Here is a 20,842-nt window from a genome sequence, read left to right on the forward strand (position 1 = left end):
AGATAGGATTCATCCTTCTGCTTTGCATGAGGGTCGATGCCGGGGGAGGACTCTATTTCGGTGTAGGGGCCGGCCCTCAGGGCGGAACATTGACGGAACCGGACCAATACAATGCCGTGGTTGATCTCGGGTATATGTTTTATTCCAAGGAATGGACCCGGGTGGAATTTGATCTCGGGGCCGGCGTTACCTGGCTGGGCAGCAATGAACACAAAGATGCGGTTTACGCTTTTTCAATTATTCCCGCTCTCCGGTTGTATTTCTGGAACACTGCATCGTTTCGGACATATGTAATGGCTGCTGCCGGTCCTACCTATCTGACGGAGAGCTATCTCGGAAACATGGAACTGGGCGGATATTTTGCCTTTAACGATTTTGTGGGAGTCGGCGTGCGGTTCGGTGAGGAAGAGAAATGGAATGCAACCCTGGGGTGGCGTCACATTTCCAACGCCGGGCTGTTCAGGCCGAACCGCGGATTCGATGTGCCGGTCTATTTTCTGCTCGGTAAAAAGCTGTAATTCCGCGCCGGTGTACCGTTCCGCCGGACATCTGTTTTCCGGGAACATACTGCGCTCATAACCCGCTCATAAACATACGCTAAATAAACGGGCTTTTGCTTGTATACCTACTTGGAGGTATGTATAAACGCGGCGCTTAACGGTGAGGTCATTGCATGGCACGGCGGACAAAAGAAGAGGCGGCACAGACCCGGATTGATATTCTGGAGGCGGCGCTCAGAATCTTTTCAGAAAAAGGTTATTCGAGAACAACCTTTGTGGATATTGCTGCGGAAATCGGCCGCTCAAAAGGTGCGGTTTACTGGCATTTCAAAACCAAGACCGATTTGCTGGCGGCGGTCATTATCTATGCAGAAGAGCGCCTGTGTAAAGGCACTTCCGCACTGCCGGATTCGGTAGAGGAGATGCGTGAGCATGTGCTGGAATACGCCCGTCTGTTTGTCTGTGATGAGCGGGCGTGGCAGTTTGAATTTTTCTGTTCGTTTCAGATTGAGTGGTCGACGGAGATGATGGAGGAAGTGCGGGAAAAGCTGAAGACGCTGCGCGATGATCCGATGCAGTTGCTGGTGGAAAAACTGGATCACCTGCAGGAGATAGGTGCGCTAAAGCGCGATAAAAAGGCTGAGACACTGGCCCGGTGTTTCGGCGCGGTGTGGGTGGGCGCGGTACATCTGTCTATGTATGGAGATATCGGCCGTGAAAAATTTATTGAAGTGCTGATGGATGGGTTCGATCTGGTGATCGGCAGTCAGAAGGCCTAGTTGTTGTTGGTACAAGGAGAAAGATATGTTGAAACAGATTATAGCTATTGTCGTATTCATTGTGACGTTCGCAGTGGGTATCGGCGTCGGAATTTTTGCCGGGAAAATGATGTCCATGGATATGTCGGCCATGATGGGTGGGCCCGGAGAAATGCCTCCGCCGGCGGTGAAGGCGATTGAAGTTGCGGAGGGACCGGTGGATGTGCGGGAGGAATATATCGCCTCCGTTGAGCCGGTTCAGCAGGTGAGGGTGAAAACCGAGGTTGCGGGGTATATCGATGAAGTGCACTTTACGGAAGGCTCGATGGTGAAGGCGGGCGATCTGCTTTTTACGGTGGATCAGAAACGGTATCAGTCGATGGTGGAGGCCCGCGAGGCCGATCTGGCCAGCGCGGAGGCCGAGCTCAACCGGGCAGAGCGTTATTTTGAGCGGATTGAAAAAGCCGGCAGCAGTGTGTCGCAATCCGATAAGGATCAGGCTGAAGCGCTGAAACTGCAGGCAATGGCCAACCTGAAACAAGCCGAAGCCAATCTAACTGTGGCCCGGCTGGATCTTGAATATTCGGAAATCCGTGCCCCGATCGATGGGCGCATTGGGGCGGCACTGGTTACAAAGGGTAACTATATTGATCCCATGATGGGTGAGACGCTGGCAACCATTGTTCAGCTGGATCCGGTCCGCGTAGTTTTTTCGGTCACTGACCGGGCTTATCTTCAGTATCGCGAACGCGTCACTGCGGGCTCCACTGATGAACTGGTCGCTCGGGTTCGTCTGCCGACCGGAACAGAACTTCCCGCCATCGGAAAAAAGGATTTTGATGATAATACCATGAATGAGCGTACTGGAACGATGACTGTGCGTTATCTGTTTGATAATCCGGATGAACTGCTGGTGCCTGGGGGATATGTTTCCATTCTCGTCGGTCCGGCGGACCGGCCGGCGGGTATTCGTATTCCGCAACAGGCGATTCTGGTCGACCAGGAGGGGCCCTATGTTCTGACTGCAGATAAAGAGGGCACAATCGGGGTTGCACGCGTTACGCTCGGTGAACCGGTTGAAAAGGATTATGTGATTACGTCGGGGTTGAAGTCCGGTGACCGTGTGGTGGTAGACGGTGTGCAGAAAGTACAGCCGGGAGCTTCCGCAACCGTTACGCTTATGGAGGCGGCACAATGATTTCCCGGGTATTCATTGAACGCCCGCGACTGGCGGGAGTGATTTCCATTGTGCTGATGCTGGCAGGGATTCTTTCGATTTCGTCGCTGCCCATTGCTCAGTATCCGCAGGTGACGCCGCCGCAGATTGTGGTGCGTGCCATGTACCCCGGTGCCAGCGCGGAAGTGCTGGCGGCCACGGTGGCGGGGCCGATTGAAGATGCGGTGAACGGCGTACAGGATATGATTTATATGTCGTCCTCCTCGGACAACGCCGGTATGTATACGCTGACGGTTACCTTTGAAGTGGGGACGGATCAGGATATGGCCCAGGTGAAGGTGCAGAACCGCGTGGCCCAGGCCGAACCGCTGCTGCCGACCGAGGTGGTGCAGCAGGGCGTGACGGTGGAGACTGAATCATCGGATTTTCTCGGTTTCATTGTTGTCCGTTCACCGGACGGCAGTAGGGATGATCTGTTTCTGAGCGACTATGCCTATAAAATTATCCAGCCGTCGCTGGAGCGTATCCGCGGCGTGAGCCGTGCACAGGTCTGGGGTCCGAAATACAGCATGCGCGTCTGGATGGATGCAGACCGTCTGTCGGCACTGGGGATCAGCCCGGATGAAGTGACATCCGCAATCCGCAGCCAGAATATCCAGGCCTCGATCGGTTCAATCGGAGCTTCGCCGGATGATGGCACGGCGCAGATTTCCTACACGCTGAACACGGAAGGTCGTCTGAATGATCCGGCTGATTTTGAAAACATTGTCATCCGTGCAGAAGAAAACGGTGCGGTCGTTTATCTGAAGGATGTTGCCACCGTGGAGAAAGGAGCGGACAGCTATCTGTTTGCTTCCAAATACAATGGTCGCAATGCTGTGGCACTGGGGTTGACCCGTACACCCGGTTCTAATGCGCTGGATACCATGTATGAGGTGCAGTCCGAGCTGGAGCAGATGCGCAGCACGGCACCGGACGGTCTGGAAATGATCCTGCCTTATGATGCCACCGAGTTTGTCCGGACCAGTATTCGTGAAATTGTGATCACACTGCTGCTGACCTTCTTCCTCGTGGTGGTGGTCTGTTATGTCTTTCTGCAGGACTGGCGTGCGACGCTGATTCCGGCCATCACCATTCCGGTATCGCTCTGTGCGACCTTTCTGGTACTGGCGGTGCTTGGATACAGCATCAACACCCTGACGCTGTTCGGGCTGGTGCTGGCCATCGGACTGGTGGTGGATGATGCTATTGTGGTAGTCGAACGCGTGCTGGAAATTATGGAGAGTGAAGGGCTCGATCACAAAACGGCAACTATAAAAGCTATGGAGCAGGTGAGCGGTGCGGTGATCGCCACCACGCTGGTACTGCTGTCCATCTTTGTGCCGATCGGTTTTATGTCGGGCATTACCGGAAAGATCTATCAGCAGTTTGCCGTCGCCATTTCCGCCGCCGTGTTTTTCTCCACTGTCAATGCGCTGACGCTCAGCCCGGCGCTCTGTGCCGTCATGCTCAAAGTCATTAAACCGAAAAAGCACGGTCCACTGCGCTGGTTCAATACCGGGCTGAGGCGTGCGCGCAGTATTTATGTGGCGGGCACAATCAGTCTGGCCCGCCGTCTGCTCATTACCGGATTTATGCTGCTGTGTGTTTTCGGGGTGTCTTACGGACTTTATAAAATGACACCGGCGTCGTTTCTGCCTGATGAAGATGCGGGCATTATCTTCGGTATGGCGCAGTTGCCGGAAGGAGCAACCCGGGCGCGTACGGAAGCACTGCTGGATGAAGTATTGACCCCGCTTCGGGATGAAAAGGGAATCAGTTATATCATTCAGGTGACCGGTTTCAGTATGATGGGCGGTTCCGGCGAAAATGTAGCCTTTTTCATGTTCGGTCTGGATAACTGGTCCCAACGCATGGAGCCGGAACTTCATGTGACCGCGCTGCAGCAGAAACTGCAGGCCCGTCTTGCTACGGTGTCCGGCGCCGAGCTCAATCTGTTCGTGCCGCCGGCCATTATGGGGCTGGGAAACAGCGGAGGGCTTGACATCCGCCTGCAGTCCCTGCAGGACAACGATCCACAGAAACTGCAGGCGGTACTCAACAGCTTCCTGATGGAAATCAACATGGCCCCGGAAATCATGTTCGCTTTCAGCGGATATTCGGCCAATACACCGCACATTCATCTGGAGGTTGACCGGGTAAAAGCCGCTCTGCTGAATGTGGAAATCAGTTCCATCTTCAGTGCACTGCAGACCTATCTCGGCTCCATGTATGTGAACGATGTCAACTTCGACGGACAGGTGAACCAGACCATTATTCAGGCGGACTGGCCGTTCCGTAAAAACGTGGATTCACTCGACCGCATTCATGTGAAAAGCCGAACCGGGGATATGGTTCCTCTGGGCAGTCTGGTGAAACTCGATACCACGCTCGCCCCGCGGAATATCGAACGCTATAACAAATTCACGGCGGCAACCATCAATGCGTTCGCTCTGCCCTTTGTCAGCAGCGGTGCCGCAATGGATGCGGTCAGCGAGATCGGCAGAAAAGTTCTTCCGGAGGGGTACACCTTTGAATGGTCGAACCTGAGTTATCATGAATCGCGCGCCGCCGACAGTACCAACGTGCTGCTGCTGATGGCCGTTATTTTTGGTTACCTCTTCCTCGTGGCGCAGTACGAAAGCTGGACTACACCGTTGCCGGTGATCCTTTCCACGGTTGTGGCGGTTGCCGGTGCGTTGGCAGGGCTGTTTCTGATGAAGATGCCGCTGAGTATCTATGCCCAGCTCGGACTGATTCTGCTGATCGGTCTGGCCAGTAAAAATGCCATTCTGATTGTCGAGTTTTCCAAGACGCGGCGGGAGGAGGGGCTCTCCATTCTGGAAGCTGCGGCCGATGGAGCGGGGCAGCGCTACCGCGCTGTGCTGATGACCGCCTTCACCTTTATTCTCGGGGTGCTGCCCATGATGTTTGCTGATGGCGCCGGATCCGCCAGCCGCCGGGCTATCGGCACCACGGTATTTACCGGAATGATTGCGGCAACGGTCTTCGGCATTGTGCTGGTTCCCGCGCTCTTTGTGCTCTTCATGACCCTGCGTGAAAAGACTCACGCCCTCCGCACCCGCGGAAAGGAAGAGGAGGAGTAGGGGGCTTCAGCCACTGATAAACACGGAATTAAACCGATTAATTTCTATCCGTGTGAATCTGTGTTTTTCCGTGGCGACATGTGATTTCAGCAGGAGTATTATGCAGAAATGAATTCAGAACGTTGTCCATGTGGAAGCGGCGAGTCGTACAGCGCATGCTGCGGGCGCTTTATTTCCGGCGCTGAAAAAGCGCAGACCGCCGAGCAGCTGATGCGCTCGCGCTATTCCGCCTACGTGAAAAAAGACGTCGACTATCTCGTCCGCACCACACTCCCGAAATCGCGCACGCCGGATTTGGCGCAGAATATTACCGAATGGATGAATGCGGCGGAATGGATCCGCCTGCTGATCATCCGCGCCGAAGAAACCACCGTCGATTTTGTGGCGCAGTACCGGCTGAACGGATCCGAGCAGCAGCACCGCGAACACTCCGTCTTTAAAAAAGAAAACGGCGAATGGTTCTACGTCGGCGAAGCCTGACCCCGCCGCCGTACCGCAGGCATCTTTCCGGTCAAGTATGCTGCGTTGAAGCAGACCGGAAAAGGGTCGGTCCGGATTGGCACGACGTTAAGAATATTCGAATGGGCTTTCCCTTCGGGAGTGCAGACGAGCCGTCTGCGGTACAGGTTTGTATCGCAGGCCGCCGGCCTGCCAAGCACGCTGGCAACGAACATGGGCATGGGCAACGCATGGCTGAAAGAACAAGGGGTGATCAGCCTCCCGAAGCGTAGCGCAGATAATTTTCGTAGGAAATAGTGACCGAAGAGAGCGGTTCACGAACAATGGTCTCGGATGCACTATCCAAGGTGATTTTATCGGATGGTGCCTTGCGAACCGCCGGATGCGGACCCGCATGTCCGGTGGTGTGGGGAGGAGAAGCTAGTCACTCCTCTTTACCCGATTTAGCTCCATATTTTTTTGAAAGTGATTCCTATAATGATTGCAGTAATTATTCCCACAATTACTCCGGCTGTGATTTTTCCTGTTTTACTTCCTAAATATGCATGTCCAAAACAAATCCCTAATATGGAAACAGTCCAGATGAGAATGATTTGTAGATATTCGGATGACCACTGAAATTGTTTTCCATCTCGTAGAATCATGATTGCAGATCTTATTCCTGCGATGACGAGAATGATGATTGCGTTTCGCAGTGCGACATGAAATGGGGCTTGGATTTTTGTGTTGTCCATTTTGCTTATTTATCAAGAGCTAACGTTAATCCTGACCCGCTTGGGAATCCAACTTTGACCGAATCGACCGGCGTTGTCCCAGTAGGCTCAATGTTTTGGTTGGAAAATTATTTATCTTTGTTTCGTCTATCTAACAGAAATGGCTGAAGCAATCTCTCTGCACGCATGACCTGTAGAATGTATGCAATATCATCTTCGACCCGATAAAAAATTCTACATGGGGGAATTACGATTTCACGGTATGGAGTGCGGGGTAGTTCCTTGGGGCGTTTCCCTGAGTTTGGGTAGATAGTTAGCCGCTCAACTCTGTCGAAAATCTTTTGGACATAATTTGATGCTGCCGTAGGATTATCTAGGGCGATGTATTCTGCACCTTCATCTAAACCTAAGAGGGCAGGTTCTGTCCAAATTAGATCAGCCATTTTTTCATCTTCTTTTTGGCTTCATCCTGTGTGTAGGTTCTGCCTTCAAGAATGGCTCGTTCCCCCCTGGCGATCCTTTCAAGGATTTTCATCCGATCCTGCATGAACTCATAGGAGTCAACATCAACAAGGTATGCTGATGGTTTTCCGTGTTCAGTAATCAAAACGGGTTCGCCGGAACTATGGAGATCGGACAGGATCTGTGTCGCTTGTCTTTTTAATGTGGTCACTAATTCTGTTTTCATAGTCGAAATGATACTTTAGTGATACTCTGTGCTCAATGATTATGTTTAGGTTTCCAAATGTAATCGGATTGGCTTTTCATGATATGAAGCCGGCGGTGCTGTATGGAAAAGTGTCTGCGTATCTGAACCGAACAGTGGAGGCTGTCCGGAAAATCCTCAAGAAGTACGATCTGAAAAAGGGAGAGGTTATTGCTCCTTCATTGATTCCCTCAAAGTCCGGAGACAAAAAGAAAACCGACCGGTGCGATGCGCGGAAGCTGGCGGAGTTTCTGCGGTTCGGACACCTGACCCCGGTGCATATTCCCGATCTCGACGACGAGGTGATCCGCGATGTTTTCCGGGGCCGTACCGGTGCCGCGCAGGGTCTTGCGCGCACGAGAAAATTATGAACCACGGAATACACGAAATACACGGAAAGGAAAGACAGGCGGTTCATGGGTAGGGCTGGTTCGCCGAAGCTTTCGACCCTCCAGTCATTGGAACTTTCCAAGCTCTGGAAAATGTAGGCCACGTCCCCGACGTGGCGGGCGGCAGAGCGGACGCACCACTCCGGAGGCCATTCAGTACCGCACCCTCGATCGCCAGCTTTGGGGCTGATAACGAAATAATAGGACTGACACCTGCCCTGAAATAATAGGACTGACACCTGCCCTGACACCTGCCCTTTTTTATGCAACAGCGAGTTGGTGAACTTCTTTATGGATTTTGTCGGAAATGGTATCTTCTGCAACATCAAGATCGTAATCCATCTGGAGACCCAGCCAGAAAGATGCTGAATTCCCAAAATAGACCGAAAGACGCAAGGCTGTATCAGCGGTTACGCTTCTTTTTCCGTGGACAATTTCATTCACCCGGCGTGGAGAAACTCCCAGATCACGACCTAATTTATTTTGACTGATTCCCATAGGTTTAAGGAATTCTTCGTTCAGGATTTCTCCCGGATGTACTGGAGCAATTTTTTTCATTTTAAAAGTCACCTCCTAATTCATTACAGGGAAACCAATATAATCCATCCTCTTTTATTTCCGCTTTGAAGTCTGACTTAATAACCATTTTCATCATATTGAACAGAGGCTGCTTTGAAGCAGAAATATTAGATTTAGCTACTGATTTCTTATCGACCATTTTTGCTATTCGAACAGAGTCAATTTCAAGTTTAGAGCGAGCTACGTTAGGTTTAAGAGCTATATTTAAATCATTTACTGAATGAACGGATGGATATAGCCAGCCATCGATATCATCGTCATCAAACCAAGTTCGGGTCATAGATGCTGAAATCCGATGAAGAAATTCAGTTCCTTTCCCGACGGGTTTCAGAAACTCTGAACGAATAAAGTCGCGTAAGATTAGATGTGAAATGAAGCTTTGATCATCAAACAATTTCCTCCCAGATATAGAGGTGTTTTTGTCAGATAAAACTACAGTTCGAAGGTTCAAAGGAGTTCTCTGTTTATATTTAATCAAGTAAACAGGTTCGTCCGGTTTTACTTTCAACTCTTCAAATGGGGTTTTTAATTTGAGGGACGTATATAGAACGGGATTTTTTTCAGCATTACATCGCCCCATTGGAGTCTTATCTACAGGAGGTTCCCATAGCTCAGACTCTGACTTGAGAAGGTAATCCATTGATCTGATTCGCCACAAGCAAGGCACAGTCTTTCGTTTTGTCGTTAAAACGTATTCGCCAAGCGAATCAAGAAATGAGACGAGATTGGCATCAATTTCTACATCGCTCAGTTTTCTTAAATCATATGAACGCCATTCTTCAATACACCTCAAAATATGGGCGGGAGAGGGCAAATTTAAATGTTCGTTGTTATTACTCATCTGGAGAGGTAACAGTTAGGCCTGCAAGGTCGTCATGATGGCCCTGGCTGTCGGCAAACTCAATTGCAGACTGGTGGGGCTACCACAGCACATGCATTTGCTTCATAAAATGCTTCACCTGCGTATGCTTCTTGAACGGCTTTGTTTCCAACTGGCTTTGAATATTTTTCACATTGAATTGCTAAACGAAAATCATCTTTCTCCGCAACAATATCAATACCTTGATCTCCTGACCCTTGGGTCACTACTGCAACCCAACCATTATCATTAAGGATATCAGTGACAAAGTATTCATACTCTTCTGGCGTTATGTCATCTGAATATTCAGAAGTTGATTCCTCTTCGTAGTTAGTCTGAACATCGACTACACCATCAAGTACACTTAGAAGCCCTTGGTGAATTTGTTCTTCTTCAATCGCGTAGCCATTATCGAAAAATGTGCGTTCTCCTGTGAAAAGTCGATAATTCGCGAGAGAAGCAATCGCTTGTATTTCAAGGTCATTGAGTTCATTTTGCAGGAGCTGTTGATAGAAATATTCTAGCTCCTTGAACCATTCATCCTTGTAGGGAACCCCATAATCATCAACACAAACCAACCGTTGCTTTTTCTTACTATAAAGTTGGCAGGTGAGGAAGAGCAATGTCTGTTGCTTTGCTCGTTAGGGCTGAGAATTCTTTTTCATAGGTGCTGAAGCAAATATCTTGGGATAACCCTGAGCTATTGCTTTGGGGTGAATTTGTAAGCCAATCTAAAAATCCCATTGCTCTTCCTTATTTATTATGTCCAACAGTGTGTTGAATTGCATGTTGTTATGCACTGCATATACCGATTCTGTTTATTCCCCTATCAGCCCGTGCAGTGTGCTGTAAAACGAGTTGTGAATGTTGCGATAAACTTTATGAGTATGCAGTTTGATTGTAAAGAAAATGAGGGCTGGGTCGGGCGGACGGGGTGGTGCGGGATTTGATCCACATTTCCAATGGTTGGAAGGTGGGGTGATCGCATCGCGTTTATAGATCCGGAAAAACGGTTGGTTTATAAATCGCGCGGTGCGTGGTCTGATTCGCTTGAAAAAAGAACCGCCCCGTCATCGAGCGCTGAGGGGGCGGGTAAATTGACGCTGTTGGCGTCATAAAGGATTCATACTACTCGCTAAAACATACGGGTATATTTTACCACCCAGCTCCGCTGGAGGACACGGAGAGCACAGCGTCCTTCCTCTGTGTTCCTCTGAGTCCTCCGTGGTGAAACTTCGGAGATTCCGGACTACGAGGTTTATACCGAGAAGTAATCCAACAGGGTATCATACCATTTACTAAAACATTCCGGTCTTAACGACAGCGTTATTCCGCGCAGCGACGCAGAGCGCGCGGAGCCGTTTGTGACTGAATTTCTCTGCGTCCTCAGCGCCTCTGCGAGAGATCAAATTTATACCGGATCGTTTTAACGTTTGGTATCAGGCTTCTTCGAAGTCCTGTGTGGTGCAGTTGTTGCAGATGCAGTTGAGGATGGAGAGGGCGCGGGGATCGCAGATGGAATACCACATTTCTTTTCCGTGGCGGGAGGAGCAGAGCAGGCCGGCGCGGCGCATCTGGTTCAGGTGCTGCGAGACCACGGCCTGGGCAAATCCGGTTTCTGCAACAAGGGCATGAACGGGAACTTCCTGTTCGCGCTCCAGAATTTCAATAATCCGCAAGCGCTGCGGATGCGCCAGCATTTTCAACGTTTCCGCCGCCCGCTGGAGCGTCTCGACTTTCAGTTTTCCCTGCCGAATGCACGGGGTTGTTTTGCTCATTTTTCAGTTCCCGGTTTTACATTGAAATTCGGGCGGTGCACCGTATGCACCGCCATCTGTTTAAGCATATATCGATTTCTACAGAATCGTCCTGCCGGAATCGAGCGTTTCCGTCCGGCAGGTGTTTCCGGCAACTGCGGAACTACTGGATTTCGAGGGTCAGTTCGACGGGACAGCTCAGGGTATTGGAGAGCGGGCAGGTTTTCTCCGCCTGCTGCAGGGCTTTCCGGGCGGCATCGGCCTGGGCAGCATCCTCGAGCTCCAGAGTGACGTTTACAGAAATCCGGCTGAAAACCAGGCCGGCGGAGCCTTTCTTCATGGTGCCGGCGGCCTGGCTGCGGTAGGAGCGGAAGCCGATTTTTCCACGGTTCAGAAAATAGAGTGCAGAGGCCATAATGCAGGATTCAACGGCCGCGGTCATCAGATCCTCCGGCGTCCAGAATCCTTCCGGGCCGCCGAATTCCGGCGGCGTGGCCACGTCGATGGCAGGCTTTCCTTCGCAACAGGCGGTTCCCTGTTTGTCGGTTTTCCATTCAACGGATGTTTGATAGGTCCACATGGAATGCTCCTGTGTTAGTGTGCCGATTCAATGGCCTGAATCAGCTGTTCTTTCTGCTGAACGCCGACCATCTGCTGGAGCACCTGCCCATCCTTGAAGAGAATCAGAGTGGGGATGCTGCGTACGCCGTATTCCGCCGCCGTGGTCGTGTTTTCATCCACATTGAGTTTGGCCACCGTTGCACGGTCGCCGACGGCTTCGGCTACTTCTTCGAGAATCGGAAGCTGGAATTTGCACGGCCCGCACCACGGGGCCCAGAAATCGACCAGCGTTACGCCGGATGCAATGGTTTCTTTGAAGGTTTCATCCGTCACTATGATTGCTTTCATGGTATTTCCTTTCTTTGTTTAGAGGGTGAGAAATCGGGTGAACTGTTTTTCATCGTCAGCGACGGGCCCGCCCATCACATCGGCGACCACGCCGCCGAACAGGCGTCCCATCAGGCCGGTGTTCATGGTGGAGACATAGGTTCTGCCGTCGCTCTTCTGATAAACCGCCATACTGCAGGGCATCATGACGGAAACATACATCGCGTCGTCCGTATTGAGAATCCGGTCGGCATAATCGGCCTGACAGATTTTAAGCAGCGTGAGTTTCGGGATGTTTTTCCCGTGCCGGGCAATGCTTTTCTGCATATCCACTTTGCGGGAAAGAATCCATCCGCCATTGGTAACGGCCTGTTCGAGCTGCTGAATGGTTTCTGTGTAGCCCAGCGGGCTCACTTTTTCATGCAGCATCATTTTCGGCATCACCGCAGCCATGGTGATGCCGGTCAGTAAAATACCGCCGGCGATTCCGACCGCGAGTGTGATAACTGTTTTTTTCATTTTTCGGTCCTTATACCTGTTTGCATATTCGGAACGCCGCCCGGGCGGGGGAAGGCCCGGGCGGCACCGCGGTATGATTTATGCGAGAATATCCTCAATGGTGACATAGCTGCCGACGTTGCCGGTCATGTTCTCTATATCGGTATTTACCGGGAGCGTCTTTTTGCCTTTGCGCCAGTTGGCCGGGCAGACTTCGCCGGTGGCATAGGCATGCTGCCATGCTTCGATCTGACGGATCAGTTCGTTGACGTTGCGGCCGACGCTGTCGGCTACCGTTTCTTCGGCAACCACCACGCCTTCGGGATCGATGATGAAGCGGCCGCGCAGGGCCACGCCTTCCTGTTCAATCCAGACCCCGAATTTGCGCGCCACATTGCCGGTGTTGTCGGCACCCATCGTCAGTTTCAGATCCTTGAGCAGCGGTTCGGTTTCCGCAAAACGCTTGTGGCTGAATTTGGTGTCGCCGGAAATCGGCAGTACGTTCACGCCGAGCTCATTCAGTTTATCCTGGCTCGCATTCATCGCGGCAATTTCGGTGGGGCAGACAAAGGTGAAGTCTGCGGGGTAGAAACAGACGACGGACCATTTGCCCTTGAGGTCTTCGCTCGATACCGTTGTGTAGCTTCCTTTCGCGGCATCGTAGGCTTCGAGTTCAAATTCCGGCATCCGCCGCATGACTAATGTTGTGCTCATTTTCTGTTCTCCTGTCGTCGGTTGATTTTCAGTTACAGCGGGTTCTTCGTCTTCAATGATCTTTCGTTTATCGCAGGGCATTGTTGGCTCCTTTACACGCTTATTCCGGCATCGCGGTTCGTACAGTTCTCATGACATCCCCGGGATTTTCGGGAAGGTTGCGGATTAACATATATTAAAATTAATATACGTCAATATAAAAATATGAAAAGGCGCTTTTTCTAACCGGCGGCTTCAATGTGGGGTGATTATTTTCTCGATATCCGGCGCATAGTCGGCGGCATCAAGGTGTTGTACGGGGTTCGGTTGGGGATGGCTGCTATAAGCAGGCCCGGCAGATTCGCTGCCCGTCGACCGGTTCCATTTTGGAGGGCATGACCGGTTCGCCGCAGACGGGGCACAGCTCGGAGGGCTCGATGCGCGCCCGGGGCGGAAGTTTCATACGGACTGCCGTAATGCTGAACAGTTCTTCCGGCGGCGTTTTCAGAATACGGCGGGTCTGTTCCAGATGGAGCTCGCGGTAGCGGGCTGATTCGGCAGCATCGGCTTCGCCGGAGCTCGCTTTCTGCATGAGTTTTTTATGCTCGTCGCTCGGCTGGAACGCATCGGGTTTCAGCGCCACGCGAACGCCTTTGCCGGTCTCTCTGGAAAACAGGGTCAGCACCATTTTTCCGTGGTCTTTAAAAATAAAATTCCCTTTACCGAAAGTGCAGCCGGTCAGCACCTGGACGGCATCGGCGGAGCAGGCATCGGTTTCAACCACGGCTGCGAGCTCTTCATCGGCCGCACGGTTTTGTTTCAATTGATCCAAAGCCGCACGGGCGGACTGAAAACCGATGGCCAGGCCGGGGCAGACATGCCCGTGGAAGGAGGCACATTTTTTAAAGTCATCACTGTTCATTATGTCTTCGGCTGCCATGATTAACCCCTTATTGTTTAGCGCTTCCGGTTAAGCCGCGGATGCTTTGTGCGGTTGGCCTTTGCAAATAAACGGAAAGCCGTTTTGATGATACGACAGCACGTTCCGTATTCACGGCCGTCTCCATGCTTATTAAAATGCATATTAAGTATGTATATTATACATTATTCTGCCGAAATCAATCCATTCCCGGGCCGGTGCGACGGCTGTGCCCGGTGCGGATTTCGGCGGCACGCCAAAATCGTCAAAAACCCGGGAGTGCCGCCGAAAATCGTAACATGCTGTATTTTAATTGGTAGTGAAAATTTTTACAGGTTGATCAGCCCGGATTCCGGGTGAAAAAAGAGGGGAAAAATGGACTGCCGCCAAAACGGGCTTGCAACTCTCTGGGAATCAATGACATAAAGGGGGTGCTGTCCGAAACGGGCAGAAAGCCGAAAGGCGATTGAGACTGGCCTTGGCGTGCCTGCAATAATAACACGCCAGTTTAGGATGTCCGAAACGGGCAGAAAGCCGAAAGGCGATTGAGACTTGGCCCTCTCCACACTGCATTGCCCGCCAGTCGCATCTGGTCCGAAACGGGCAGAAAGCCGAAAGGCGATTGAGACAATCCCCGAATGATGTACAGCGTCATTTCTACTCCCACCTTTGTCCGAAACGGGCAGAAAGCCGAAAGGCGATTGAGACCCTATGTCGCTTGGGCTATAAATGTATTTGCCGTTGCGCATGTCCGAAACGGGCAGAAAGCCGAAAGGCGATTGAGACACCGCCTCTACGGAGGCGACGTCCGTCCAAGTGATATTCTGTCCGAAACGGGCAGAAAGCCGAAAGGCGATTGAGACTGGACTCTCACCAGCACGACCCCATTGATTTCAACGAAATGTCCGAAACGGGCAGAAAGCCGAAAGGCGATTGAGACGAAACGGGCGGGTGGCTGGCCCGTTTCGGGATGGATTTTGTCCGAAACGGGCAGAAAGCCGAAAGGCGATTGAGACTGAAAGAACACCACACCCTTATGATCCTCATAACACTTGGTCCGAAACGGGCAGAAAGCCGAAAGGCGATTGAGACCATGCGCAGTCTGGTGCATTACCGCAAATGAAAGGGAGTCGTCCGAAACGGGCAGAAAGCCGAAAGGCGATTGAGACTCCCAGTCGCGCCCGAACACCTGCGATGCGGGGATAAACGCGTCCGAAACGGGCAGAAAGCCGAAAGGCGATTGAGACTATATTTTAAGCGGATCTTCGCCGGAGCAGATACCCTCGGCGGTCCGAAACGGGCAGAAAGCCGAAAGGCGATTGAGACGACATCTTTTGGCGTGTGTCTCAAAAGCATAATCAATCTGTCCGAAACGGGCAGAAAGCCGAAAGGCGATTGAGACTGCTCCGCCCATGCTGTTTGTTTCTCCGTGCCGGTAAGTTCGTCCGAAACGGGCAGAAAGCCGAAAGGCGATTGAGACTTTTCTGTGTACGCGCCAGTGTTAACGAGTTCGATGATATCGTCCGAAACGGGCAGAAAGCCGAAAGGCGATTGAGACGCGCATTGAGCTGTGCCGCTTTATCTTGCGCCGCGTTAACGTCCGAAACGGGCAGAAAGCCGAAAGGCGATTGAGACTGGCTGATTCGACACGGGCTTGTTGCCCGTATCCGTTGTCCGAAACGGGCAGAAAGCCGAAAGGCGATTGAGACACATGCAAGTCTAGTTTTTGGTTAATTTCATGGCCCGATTTGGTCCGAAACGGGCAGAAAGCCGAAAGGCGATTGAGACACCTTGAAATCTTCTCCGAATTTTTCTTTGTGCACCTCGGAAGTCCGAAACGGGCAGAAAGCCGAAAGGCGATTGAGACAAAATGCGCCCAGAGCATCATGCCAACCGGACGCTTCAAGTCCGAAACGGGCAGAAAGCCGAAAGGCGATTGAGACTTTTCGGTGCCGACCCCAAGTTTTCATTGTAGATCGATTCAGTCCGAAACGGGCAGAAAGCCGAAAGGCGATTGAGACCGCATAGACTGATTCGCTTTTTCGTAGAACGCCATCACTAGTCCGAAACGGGCAGAAAGCCGAAAGGCGATTGAGACTTAACATCGCCGAGTGTGATTTCGATTTCGTTGAATGCGTCCGAAACGGGCAGAAAGCCGAAAGGCGATTGAGACTCGCGATCATAGACTGTTCTCGTTGGCACATCTTTAAATGTTGTCCGAAACGGGCAGAAAGCCGAAAGGCGATTGAGACCCCCGCTTCGATTGCTGGAACCAGTACTTCAGCAATCGTCCGAAACGGGCAGAAAGCCGAAAGGGATTGCCAACCCCTTCGGGGATTGGCTCGCCCTCCCGAGGGTCGGGACGTGAGACCGTTTTGCGGATAGAATACGTTTGAGTGAAGGGCTGTCCGAATAGGGCAGAAAGCTGACCGAGCGCAAAGCGCGAAGGGGGCCGGCTCGGCGCAGCCGTGACGGCAGTGAAGCGCAGCGTAACGGCAACGGGGTTGACGGGTTCTTGGAACCCTCCCTTCGGGCAACGCGCCTTTAGCGGTTGTCTCGCCCTCCCGAGGGTCGGGACGTGAGACCGTTTTGCGGATAGAATACGTTTGGGTGAAGGATGAAGAGGAAGGGTAAAGGGTGAAGGAGCAGATAGCCGGATTGACAGGTTTTATTGAGGAGCGTGGGTTTTGCTGGTGTACAGAATCTTTCGCTTTTTCGGGGGGTACCTTCCTGAAATTACAGAAAGGGCAGTACACTGACTGTAACAAACATTACACGGGCATTCTGCAGTACATAACTTCATTTGTTCAGTGGGGGTTTTCCGCATAGGCCGGTGCCGGTTTGGATTTCTGTTTTCTGATTCCTGCAAACAGAAAAGTTAAACCTATTCCCATTAGAATTGCTCCTTGAAAAAGACCGGCCAGTACACTCCGGAAAAGGTTTGGGGAGACCGGTCGATGGTTAGGTTGAGCCATTTTAGCCACCGCTGCTCCATCATTTCGATCTGCAAAGTGTTTACAGATTGAATTGGCAATATCAGCCGCTTCTGCGGGATTATCTCTTTTCACTGAAAATTGAATTAAACCCACTGTATTTTCATCAGCTTTGATCTGAATGCTATTCTGCAGGATTTTATGGACGATCTGTAAGGGTAGTTTTTCTCCTTCTCGCCCCAGGATTCCTGAAGCTTTAATTCGGCGATCACGGGACGAAATATTTCTGAATCGTCGGCTGGCCCTGCGGTTTGTTCGGTTAAAGCGAGGAGAGCATCTGCAGTATATTTTTCACTATGATTTTCGGGAAATGAAATTTGAGCAACCGCCGTGCTTTCATAGATGTTCGGCAACAGAAGTGTATACACAACACCGGCCAGAAAACTGAGGGGAGCTGAGACGATCAGGATGCTTCCGATGGTGATTAAAGATGCTTTTTTCATGTATTATCCAATGTTGGAGCATGGTTGACGGAGAGGTCATATATTCCGGTAAAAGCGGGAAAGTACAAATAGTTTCATGCATTTGAATAAACGGTCCTCCGGCTGATACGATCCGACCGCGAGAGTAATTACATAGGAGGATCACATGGAAAGAAGTCAGCGCAGGATGGACAACGCCACGAAAAAAATCTTCGAAATCAACGATGCCGAACGCGCGGTCACCGGCCGGAGCTGTTTTGGGTGTAGCGATCGCTTACCCGTAGGGAAGCGTTGAAGATAGACCGAGGAGATCAAAAATGAAGCCTGTCAATTGGCTTAACGTAGACTCATTCGCCTCGGCCGGCCGGTTCTGTTTATTTCCTGTTTTCTGCAGGGCAATCTTCCCGTCTGCTCAGCTTTAGTTTTTTCTTTTCCATAATGCTGGAAAGAGTGGATTCGTCTACAACGAACGGCACTACATCAGTGTGCTCAAAAGACGAGGCTCCGGATTAGTCAAAGTGATGTACGAGCACCCTGATGCCATTAGGTTAAACGGATCGATAGAAAGTCAGGTTTTACGTTGACGGACAGTCTCAAATGACTGGTTATGTTTTTTTCTTCATCAAGTGGGTGTTAGGGTTGTTTGTGAATATGTCCCCAATTTACACGTTAAACTTTATGGGTATGAAGTTCGGCTGTAAAGAAAATGAAGGTTGGAGCGGGGATTGTGCGGTGCCGGTTTTTATCGGAACTTCCAACCGCGGGAACATTCGGCTATAACGTCGCGCCTATGGATCCGAAACAATTACCCATTTATGAACTGCGTGCCGAGCTGTCGGACGCGCTGAAGACGCAGAACCGTATCATTATTGAAGCACCGACGGGGTCGGGAAAATCGACTCAGGTGCCGCAGATGGTGCTGGATGGCGGGAGTGCCGGGCCGGGCGAGGTGGTGGTGCTGCAGCCGCGGCGTCTGGCGGCACGGCTTTTGGCGAAGCGCGTGGCGTATGAGCGCGGCGGAAGACTGGGCGATGAGGTGGGATATCAGGTGCGGATGGAGTCGGCCGTTTCCGCAAAAACGCAGATTCGCTATGTGACCGAGGGGATTCTGCTGCGCCAGTTTCTGAGTGATCCGGAGCTGCGGGGTGTTTCGACGATTGTTTTTGATGAATTTCATGAGCGGCATATCTACGGCGACATTACGCTGGCGCGGGCGCTGCATCTGCAGGAGGTGCGGCCCGATCTTAAACTTATTGTGATGTCGGCGACGCTCGAAGCCGGGCCGCTGCGGGAATACCTGGCGCCGTGCCGGGAGCTCAAGAGTGAAGGCCGCATGTTCCCGGTGGAGATTTCGTATGCGCGGAAGCGGATCGATTTCCGGAATCATCCGGTCTGGGATGCGGCGGCAGATGCCTTTGAGCAGGCGATTGAATCGGGGGCCGAGGGCGATGTGCTGGTGTTTATGCCGGGGGCATATGAAATTGCACGGACGGTGGAGGCGATTCGGTCGAAGCGGTGCGCGAAGGGTTTTGCGGTGATGCCACTGCATGGCGAGCTTCCGCCGGCACAACAGGATGCGGCAGTGGGCGAATGTACGCAGCGTAAGTGTATTGTTTCGACCAATGTGGCGGAGACGTCGATCACGATTGACGGGGTTCGCATTGTTATCGATTCCGGGTTGGCGCGTATGGCCCGGTTTGATCCGAACCGGGGGATTGATACGCTGCTGATTGAGCGGATCAGCCGGGCGTCGGCGGATCAGCGGGCGGGCCGCGCGGGGCGTACGGCGCCGGGAACGTGCCATCGGCTGTGGACGGAGCAGGAGCATGCGGCGCGGCCGATGCAGGAGCTGCCGGAAATTCTGCGGCATGATCTGTCGGAGGTGGTGCTGACGCTGAAGGCGGGCGGCATTGAGGATGTGGAACATTTTGCGTGGCTGGAAAAGCCGGATCCGAAATCACTGGCGCGCACGCTGACGCTTTTAACGGATTTAGGCGCATTGGATCAGGCGGGAAAGCTGACGGGTATTGGAAAAAAGATGGTGTCGTTTCCGATGCATCCGCGCTATGCCCGGATGCTTTTGGCGGGCGGGGAATATGGCTGTGTCCGGCAGGCGTGTCTGATTGCGGCGCTGACGCAGGGGCGGTCGATTCTGGAGCGGAATAAAGGCGGCCGGACGCGCGGCCAGCGGGATGAACAGCTGGGCGAGGATGATGTTTCGGATTTTAAGCGGCTGATGCGTGCGTGGAGTTTTGCGGAGCGGAACGGTTACCGGGTGGAAGCCTGCCGGAAACTGGGTATTCATGCCGGTGCGGCGCGGCAGGTGAAGCCGCTTTATGAACGGTTTTTGAAGATGGCTGAACGCGAGGGGCTGAAGGTCAATACGCGGGCTCCGGCGGATGAGGATCTGCAGAAGTGTATTCTGCTGGCGTTTTCGGATCAGGTGGCGAAGCGGCGGGACCGGGGTACGCTGAACTGTGCCGTGGTGCATGGTCGTTCCGGGGCGTTGGACCGGGAATCGGTAGTGCGCGATGCCGAGCTGCTGGTCGCGGCGGAGATTACCGAAATTGAAGGGCGCGACCGGAGTGTGAAGCTGAATCTCTGTACGGCGGTGGAGGAGGCCTGGCTGGAGGAGCTGTTTCCCGATGATATTGAGGTCATCACTGAGGCGGTGTATGACCCGAAAGCGAAGCGCGTTTTTTCCAAACACTGGAAAGCGTTCCGCGGGCTGGAGCTGAAGGCGGAGTTGAGTCCGGAGGTGGATCCGGATCAGGCGGCGGAGATGATTGCCGAGGAGGTTATTGCCGGCCGGCTGGATCTGTATAAATGGGACGATCAGGTAGAGAAATGGATTGCGCGGGTCAACTGTCTGGCGGAGGGCTGCCCGGATTACGGGATTCCGAAGATTGATGAAGAGGCGCGGCGGGCGATGATTCAGGAGATCTGTCTGGGGGCGGTGTGTAAAAAGGATCTGAAGACGCGGTCGGTATGGAAAACGGTGAAGTCGTGGCTGAATCCGGCACAGCTGGAAATCATTGAGAAACAGGCGCCGGAACGGATAAAACTGCCGAGCGGGTTTAATGCAAAAGTGCGTTATGAAGCCGGCCAGCCGCCGGTGGTTGCCGCCACGATACAGCAGCTGTATGGCTTGAACGAGGTTCCGACCATTGGGTTCGGCCGGATTCCGGTGATGGTGGAGGCGCTGGCTCCGAATCAGCGGCCGCAGCAGAAGACGCAGGATATGAAGTCGTTCTGGGAAAATGCCTATCCGCTGATTAAAAAGGAACTCAAGGGGCGTTATCCGAAACATGAGTGGAGATAAAACCGCGATCTGAAAAGCAGAAAGAAGCCGTGCCTGAACCGGTACTGGATTCCGGCATCTGAAA

The 20,842-nt window shown here is 52.3% G+C and carries 20 protein-coding genes and 1 CRISPR repeat array; of the genes, 7 read left to right on the forward strand and 13 right to left on the reverse strand.

Going from position 1 to position 20,842, the window contains the following annotated elements:
- The first annotated feature begins 26 nt into the window (after window positions 1-26).
- The 5 genes from EGM51_16095 (at window position 27) to EGM51_16115 (ending at window position 6,061) form a co-directional block, all read left to right on the forward strand.
- Window positions 27-518 (forward strand): acyloxyacyl hydrolase, encoded by a 492-nt coding sequence (locus EGM51_16095; protein ID QBG48844.1) that lies wholly within the window; start codon window positions 27-29, stop codon window positions 516-518.
- A 155-nt stretch (window positions 519-673) separates the two neighbouring features.
- Window positions 674-1,279 carry a TetR family transcriptional regulator gene (locus tag EGM51_16100; protein ID QBG48845.1) on the forward strand — a complete coding sequence of 202 codons (606 nt, stop codon included), beginning with the start codon at window positions 674-676 and terminating at the stop codon, window positions 1,277-1,279.
- Window positions 1,280-1,304: 25 nt separating this feature from the next.
- A complete protein-coding gene (locus EGM51_16105; GenBank protein QBG48846.1) occupies window positions 1,305-2,456 on the forward strand; it encodes an efflux RND transporter periplasmic adaptor subunit in 1,152 nt (383 codons plus the stop codon).
- Complete coding sequence (locus tag EGM51_16110) at window positions 2,453-5,581, forward strand: efflux RND transporter permease subunit (protein QBG48847.1); 3,129 nt, start codon at window positions 2,453-2,455, stop codon at window positions 5,579-5,581. The genes EGM51_16105 and EGM51_16110 overlap by 4 nt, the downstream gene beginning before the upstream one ends.
- Before the next feature lie 108 nt (window positions 5,582-5,689).
- Window positions 5,690-6,061: a hypothetical protein gene (locus EGM51_16115; protein QBG48848.1), complete on the forward strand. Its 372-nt coding sequence runs from the start codon at window positions 5,690-5,692 to the stop codon at window positions 6,059-6,061.
- Between the two features lie 820 nt (window positions 6,062-6,881).
- Here the strand turns inward: EGM51_16115 and EGM51_16120 are convergent.
- Together EGM51_16120 and EGM51_16125 are read right to left on the reverse strand one after the other, a co-directional pair.
- Complete coding sequence (locus tag EGM51_16120) at window positions 6,882-7,196, reverse strand: type II toxin-antitoxin system RelE/ParE family toxin (protein QBG48849.1); 315 nt, start codon at window positions 7,194-7,196, stop codon at window positions 6,882-6,884.
- A complete protein-coding gene (locus tag EGM51_16125) occupies window positions 7,184-7,441 on the reverse strand; it encodes a type II toxin-antitoxin system Phd/YefM family antitoxin (GenBank protein QBG48850.1) in 258 nt (85 codons plus the stop codon). The genes EGM51_16120 and EGM51_16125 overlap by 13 nt, the downstream gene beginning before the upstream one ends.
- A gap of 41 nt (window positions 7,442-7,482) precedes the next feature.
- Here EGM51_16125 and EGM51_16130 point away from each other — a divergent pair, with 41 nt between their 5' ends.
- Window positions 7,483-7,830, forward strand: coding sequence for a hypothetical protein (locus tag EGM51_16130; GenBank protein ID QBG48851.1), 348 nt, complete (start codon window positions 7,483-7,485; stop codon window positions 7,828-7,830).
- Between the two features lie 279 nt (window positions 7,831-8,109).
- Here the strand turns inward: EGM51_16130 and higA are convergent, their stop codons facing one another.
- The 11 genes from higA to EGM51_16185 form a co-directional block, all read right to left on the reverse strand.
- A complete protein-coding gene (gene higA / locus EGM51_16135) occupies window positions 8,110-8,406 on the reverse strand; it encodes an addiction module antidote protein, HigA family (protein QBG48852.1) in 297 nt (98 codons plus the stop codon).
- 1 nt (window position 8,407) lies between these two features.
- Window positions 8,408-9,268, reverse strand: a complete 861-nt coding sequence (locus EGM51_16140; GenBank protein QBG48853.1) for an RES domain-containing protein — start codon at window positions 9,266-9,268, stop codon at window positions 8,408-8,410.
- 59 nt (window positions 9,269-9,327) lie between these two features.
- Complete coding sequence (locus tag EGM51_16145; protein ID QBG48854.1) at window positions 9,328-9,909, reverse strand: restriction endonuclease; 582 nt, start codon at window positions 9,907-9,909, stop codon at window positions 9,328-9,330.
- Between the two features lie 816 nt (window positions 9,910-10,725).
- Window positions 10,726-11,064 (reverse strand): transcriptional regulator, encoded by a 339-nt coding sequence (locus EGM51_16150; GenBank protein ID QBG48855.1) that lies wholly within the window; start codon window positions 11,062-11,064, stop codon window positions 10,726-10,728.
- Window positions 11,065-11,206: 142 nt separating this feature from the next.
- Window positions 11,207-11,623, reverse strand: a complete 417-nt coding sequence (locus tag EGM51_16155; GenBank protein QBG48856.1) for an OsmC family peroxiredoxin — start codon at window positions 11,621-11,623, stop codon at window positions 11,207-11,209.
- Between the two features lie 14 nt (window positions 11,624-11,637).
- The gene (gene trxA, locus EGM51_16160) at window positions 11,638-11,952 is read right to left on the reverse strand and encodes a thioredoxin (protein ID QBG48857.1); all 315 of its coding nucleotides are present in this window, start codon (window positions 11,950-11,952) and stop codon (window positions 11,638-11,640) included.
- Window positions 11,953-11,970: 18 nt separating this feature from the next.
- Window positions 11,971-12,450, reverse strand: coding sequence for a DUF302 domain-containing protein (locus tag EGM51_16165; GenBank protein QBG48858.1), 480 nt, complete (start codon window positions 12,448-12,450; stop codon window positions 11,971-11,973).
- A gap of 78 nt (window positions 12,451-12,528) precedes the next feature.
- Entirely contained in the window at window positions 12,529-13,224 is a 696-nt protein-coding gene (locus EGM51_16170) for a peroxiredoxin (GenBank protein QBG48859.1), read from the reverse strand.
- Window positions 13,225-13,462: 238 nt separating this feature from the next.
- Window positions 13,463-14,062: a formylmethanofuran dehydrogenase gene (locus EGM51_16175; protein ID QBG48860.1), complete on the reverse strand. Its 600-nt coding sequence runs from the start codon at window positions 14,060-14,062 to the stop codon at window positions 13,463-13,465.
- 415 nt (window positions 14,063-14,477) lie between these two features.
- A CRISPR array of direct repeats spans window positions 14,478-16,367; the repeat unit is 37 nt; unit sequence GTCCGAAACGGGCAGAAAGCCGAAAGGCGATTGAGAC.
- Between the two features lie 481 nt (window positions 16,368-16,848).
- Entirely contained in the window at window positions 16,849-17,130 is a 282-nt protein-coding gene (locus EGM51_16180; GenBank protein ID QBG48861.1) for a hypothetical protein, read from the reverse strand.
- Window positions 17,121-17,477, reverse strand: coding sequence for a hypothetical protein (locus tag EGM51_16185; protein ID QBG48862.1), 357 nt, complete (start codon window positions 17,475-17,477; stop codon window positions 17,121-17,123). Before EGM51_16185 ends, EGM51_16180 begins: the two co-directional genes overlap by 10 nt.
- 769 nt (window positions 17,478-18,246) lie before the next feature.
- Between EGM51_16185 and hrpB the strand changes: the two genes are divergently transcribed.
- A complete protein-coding gene (gene hrpB, locus EGM51_16190) occupies window positions 18,247-20,778 on the forward strand; it encodes an ATP-dependent helicase HrpB (GenBank protein ID QBG49334.1) in 2,532 nt (843 codons plus the stop codon).
- Window positions 20,779-20,842: the final 64 nt, after the last annotated feature.

The organism is Verrucomicrobia bacterium S94 (assembly GCA_004299845.1).
In the GTDB taxonomy this organism is placed as follows: Bacteria; Verrucomicrobiota; Kiritimatiellia; order Kiritimatiellales; family Pontiellaceae; genus Pontiella.

Bases quoted from the DNA above. Each gene is read 5' to 3' on its own strand.
- EGM51_16140 (QBG48853.1), bottom strand. From the start codon at position 9,268: ATGAGTAATAACAACGAACATTTAAATTTGCCCTCTCCCGCCCATATT.
- EGM51_16185 (QBG48862.1), bottom strand. From the start codon at position 17,477: ATGAAAAAAGCATCTTTAATCACCATCGGAAGCATCCTGATCGTCTCA.
- higA (QBG48852.1), bottom strand. From the start codon at position 8,406: ATGAAAAAAATTGCTCCAGTACATCCGGGAGAAATCCTGAACGAAGAA.
- EGM51_16170 (QBG48859.1), bottom strand. From the start codon at position 13,224: ATGCCCTGCGATAAACGAAAGATCATTGAAGACGAAGAACCCGCTGTA.
- EGM51_16110 (QBG48847.1), top strand. From the start codon at position 2,453: ATGATTTCCCGGGTATTCATTGAACGCCCGCGACTGGCGGGAGTGATT.
- EGM51_16095 (QBG48844.1), top strand. From the start codon at position 27: ATGAGGGTCGATGCCGGGGGAGGACTCTATTTCGGTGTAGGGGCCGGC.
- EGM51_16115 (QBG48848.1), top strand. From the start codon at position 5,690: ATGAATTCAGAACGTTGTCCATGTGGAAGCGGCGAGTCGTACAGCGCA.
- EGM51_16100 (QBG48845.1), top strand. From the start codon at position 674: ATGGCACGGCGGACAAAAGAAGAGGCGGCACAGACCCGGATTGATATT.
- EGM51_16130 (QBG48851.1), top strand. From the start codon at position 7,483: ATGTTTAGGTTTCCAAATGTAATCGGATTGGCTTTTCATGATATGAAG.
- trxA (QBG48857.1), bottom strand. From the start codon at position 11,952: ATGAAAGCAATCATAGTGACGGATGAAACCTTCAAAGAAACCATTGCA.
- EGM51_16175 (QBG48860.1), bottom strand. From the start codon at position 14,062: ATGGCAGCCGAAGACATAATGAACAGTGATGACTTTAAAAAATGTGCC.
- EGM51_16165 (QBG48858.1), bottom strand. From the start codon at position 12,450: ATGAAAAAAACAGTTATCACACTCGCGGTCGGAATCGCCGGCGGTATT.
- EGM51_16125 (QBG48850.1), bottom strand. From the start codon at position 7,441: ATGAAAACAGAATTAGTGACCACATTAAAAAGACAAGCGACACAGATC.
- hrpB (QBG49334.1), top strand. From the start codon at position 18,247: ATGGATCCGAAACAATTACCCATTTATGAACTGCGTGCCGAGCTGTCG.
- EGM51_16155 (QBG48856.1), bottom strand. From the start codon at position 11,623: ATGTGGACCTATCAAACATCCGTTGAATGGAAAACCGACAAACAGGGA.
- EGM51_16150 (QBG48855.1), bottom strand. From the start codon at position 11,064: ATGAGCAAAACAACCCCGTGCATTCGGCAGGGAAAACTGAAAGTCGAG.
- EGM51_16120 (QBG48849.1), bottom strand. From the start codon at position 7,196: ATGGCTGATCTAATTTGGACAGAACCTGCCCTCTTAGGTTTAGATGAA.
- EGM51_16105 (QBG48846.1), top strand. From the start codon at position 1,305: ATGTTGAAACAGATTATAGCTATTGTCGTATTCATTGTGACGTTCGCA.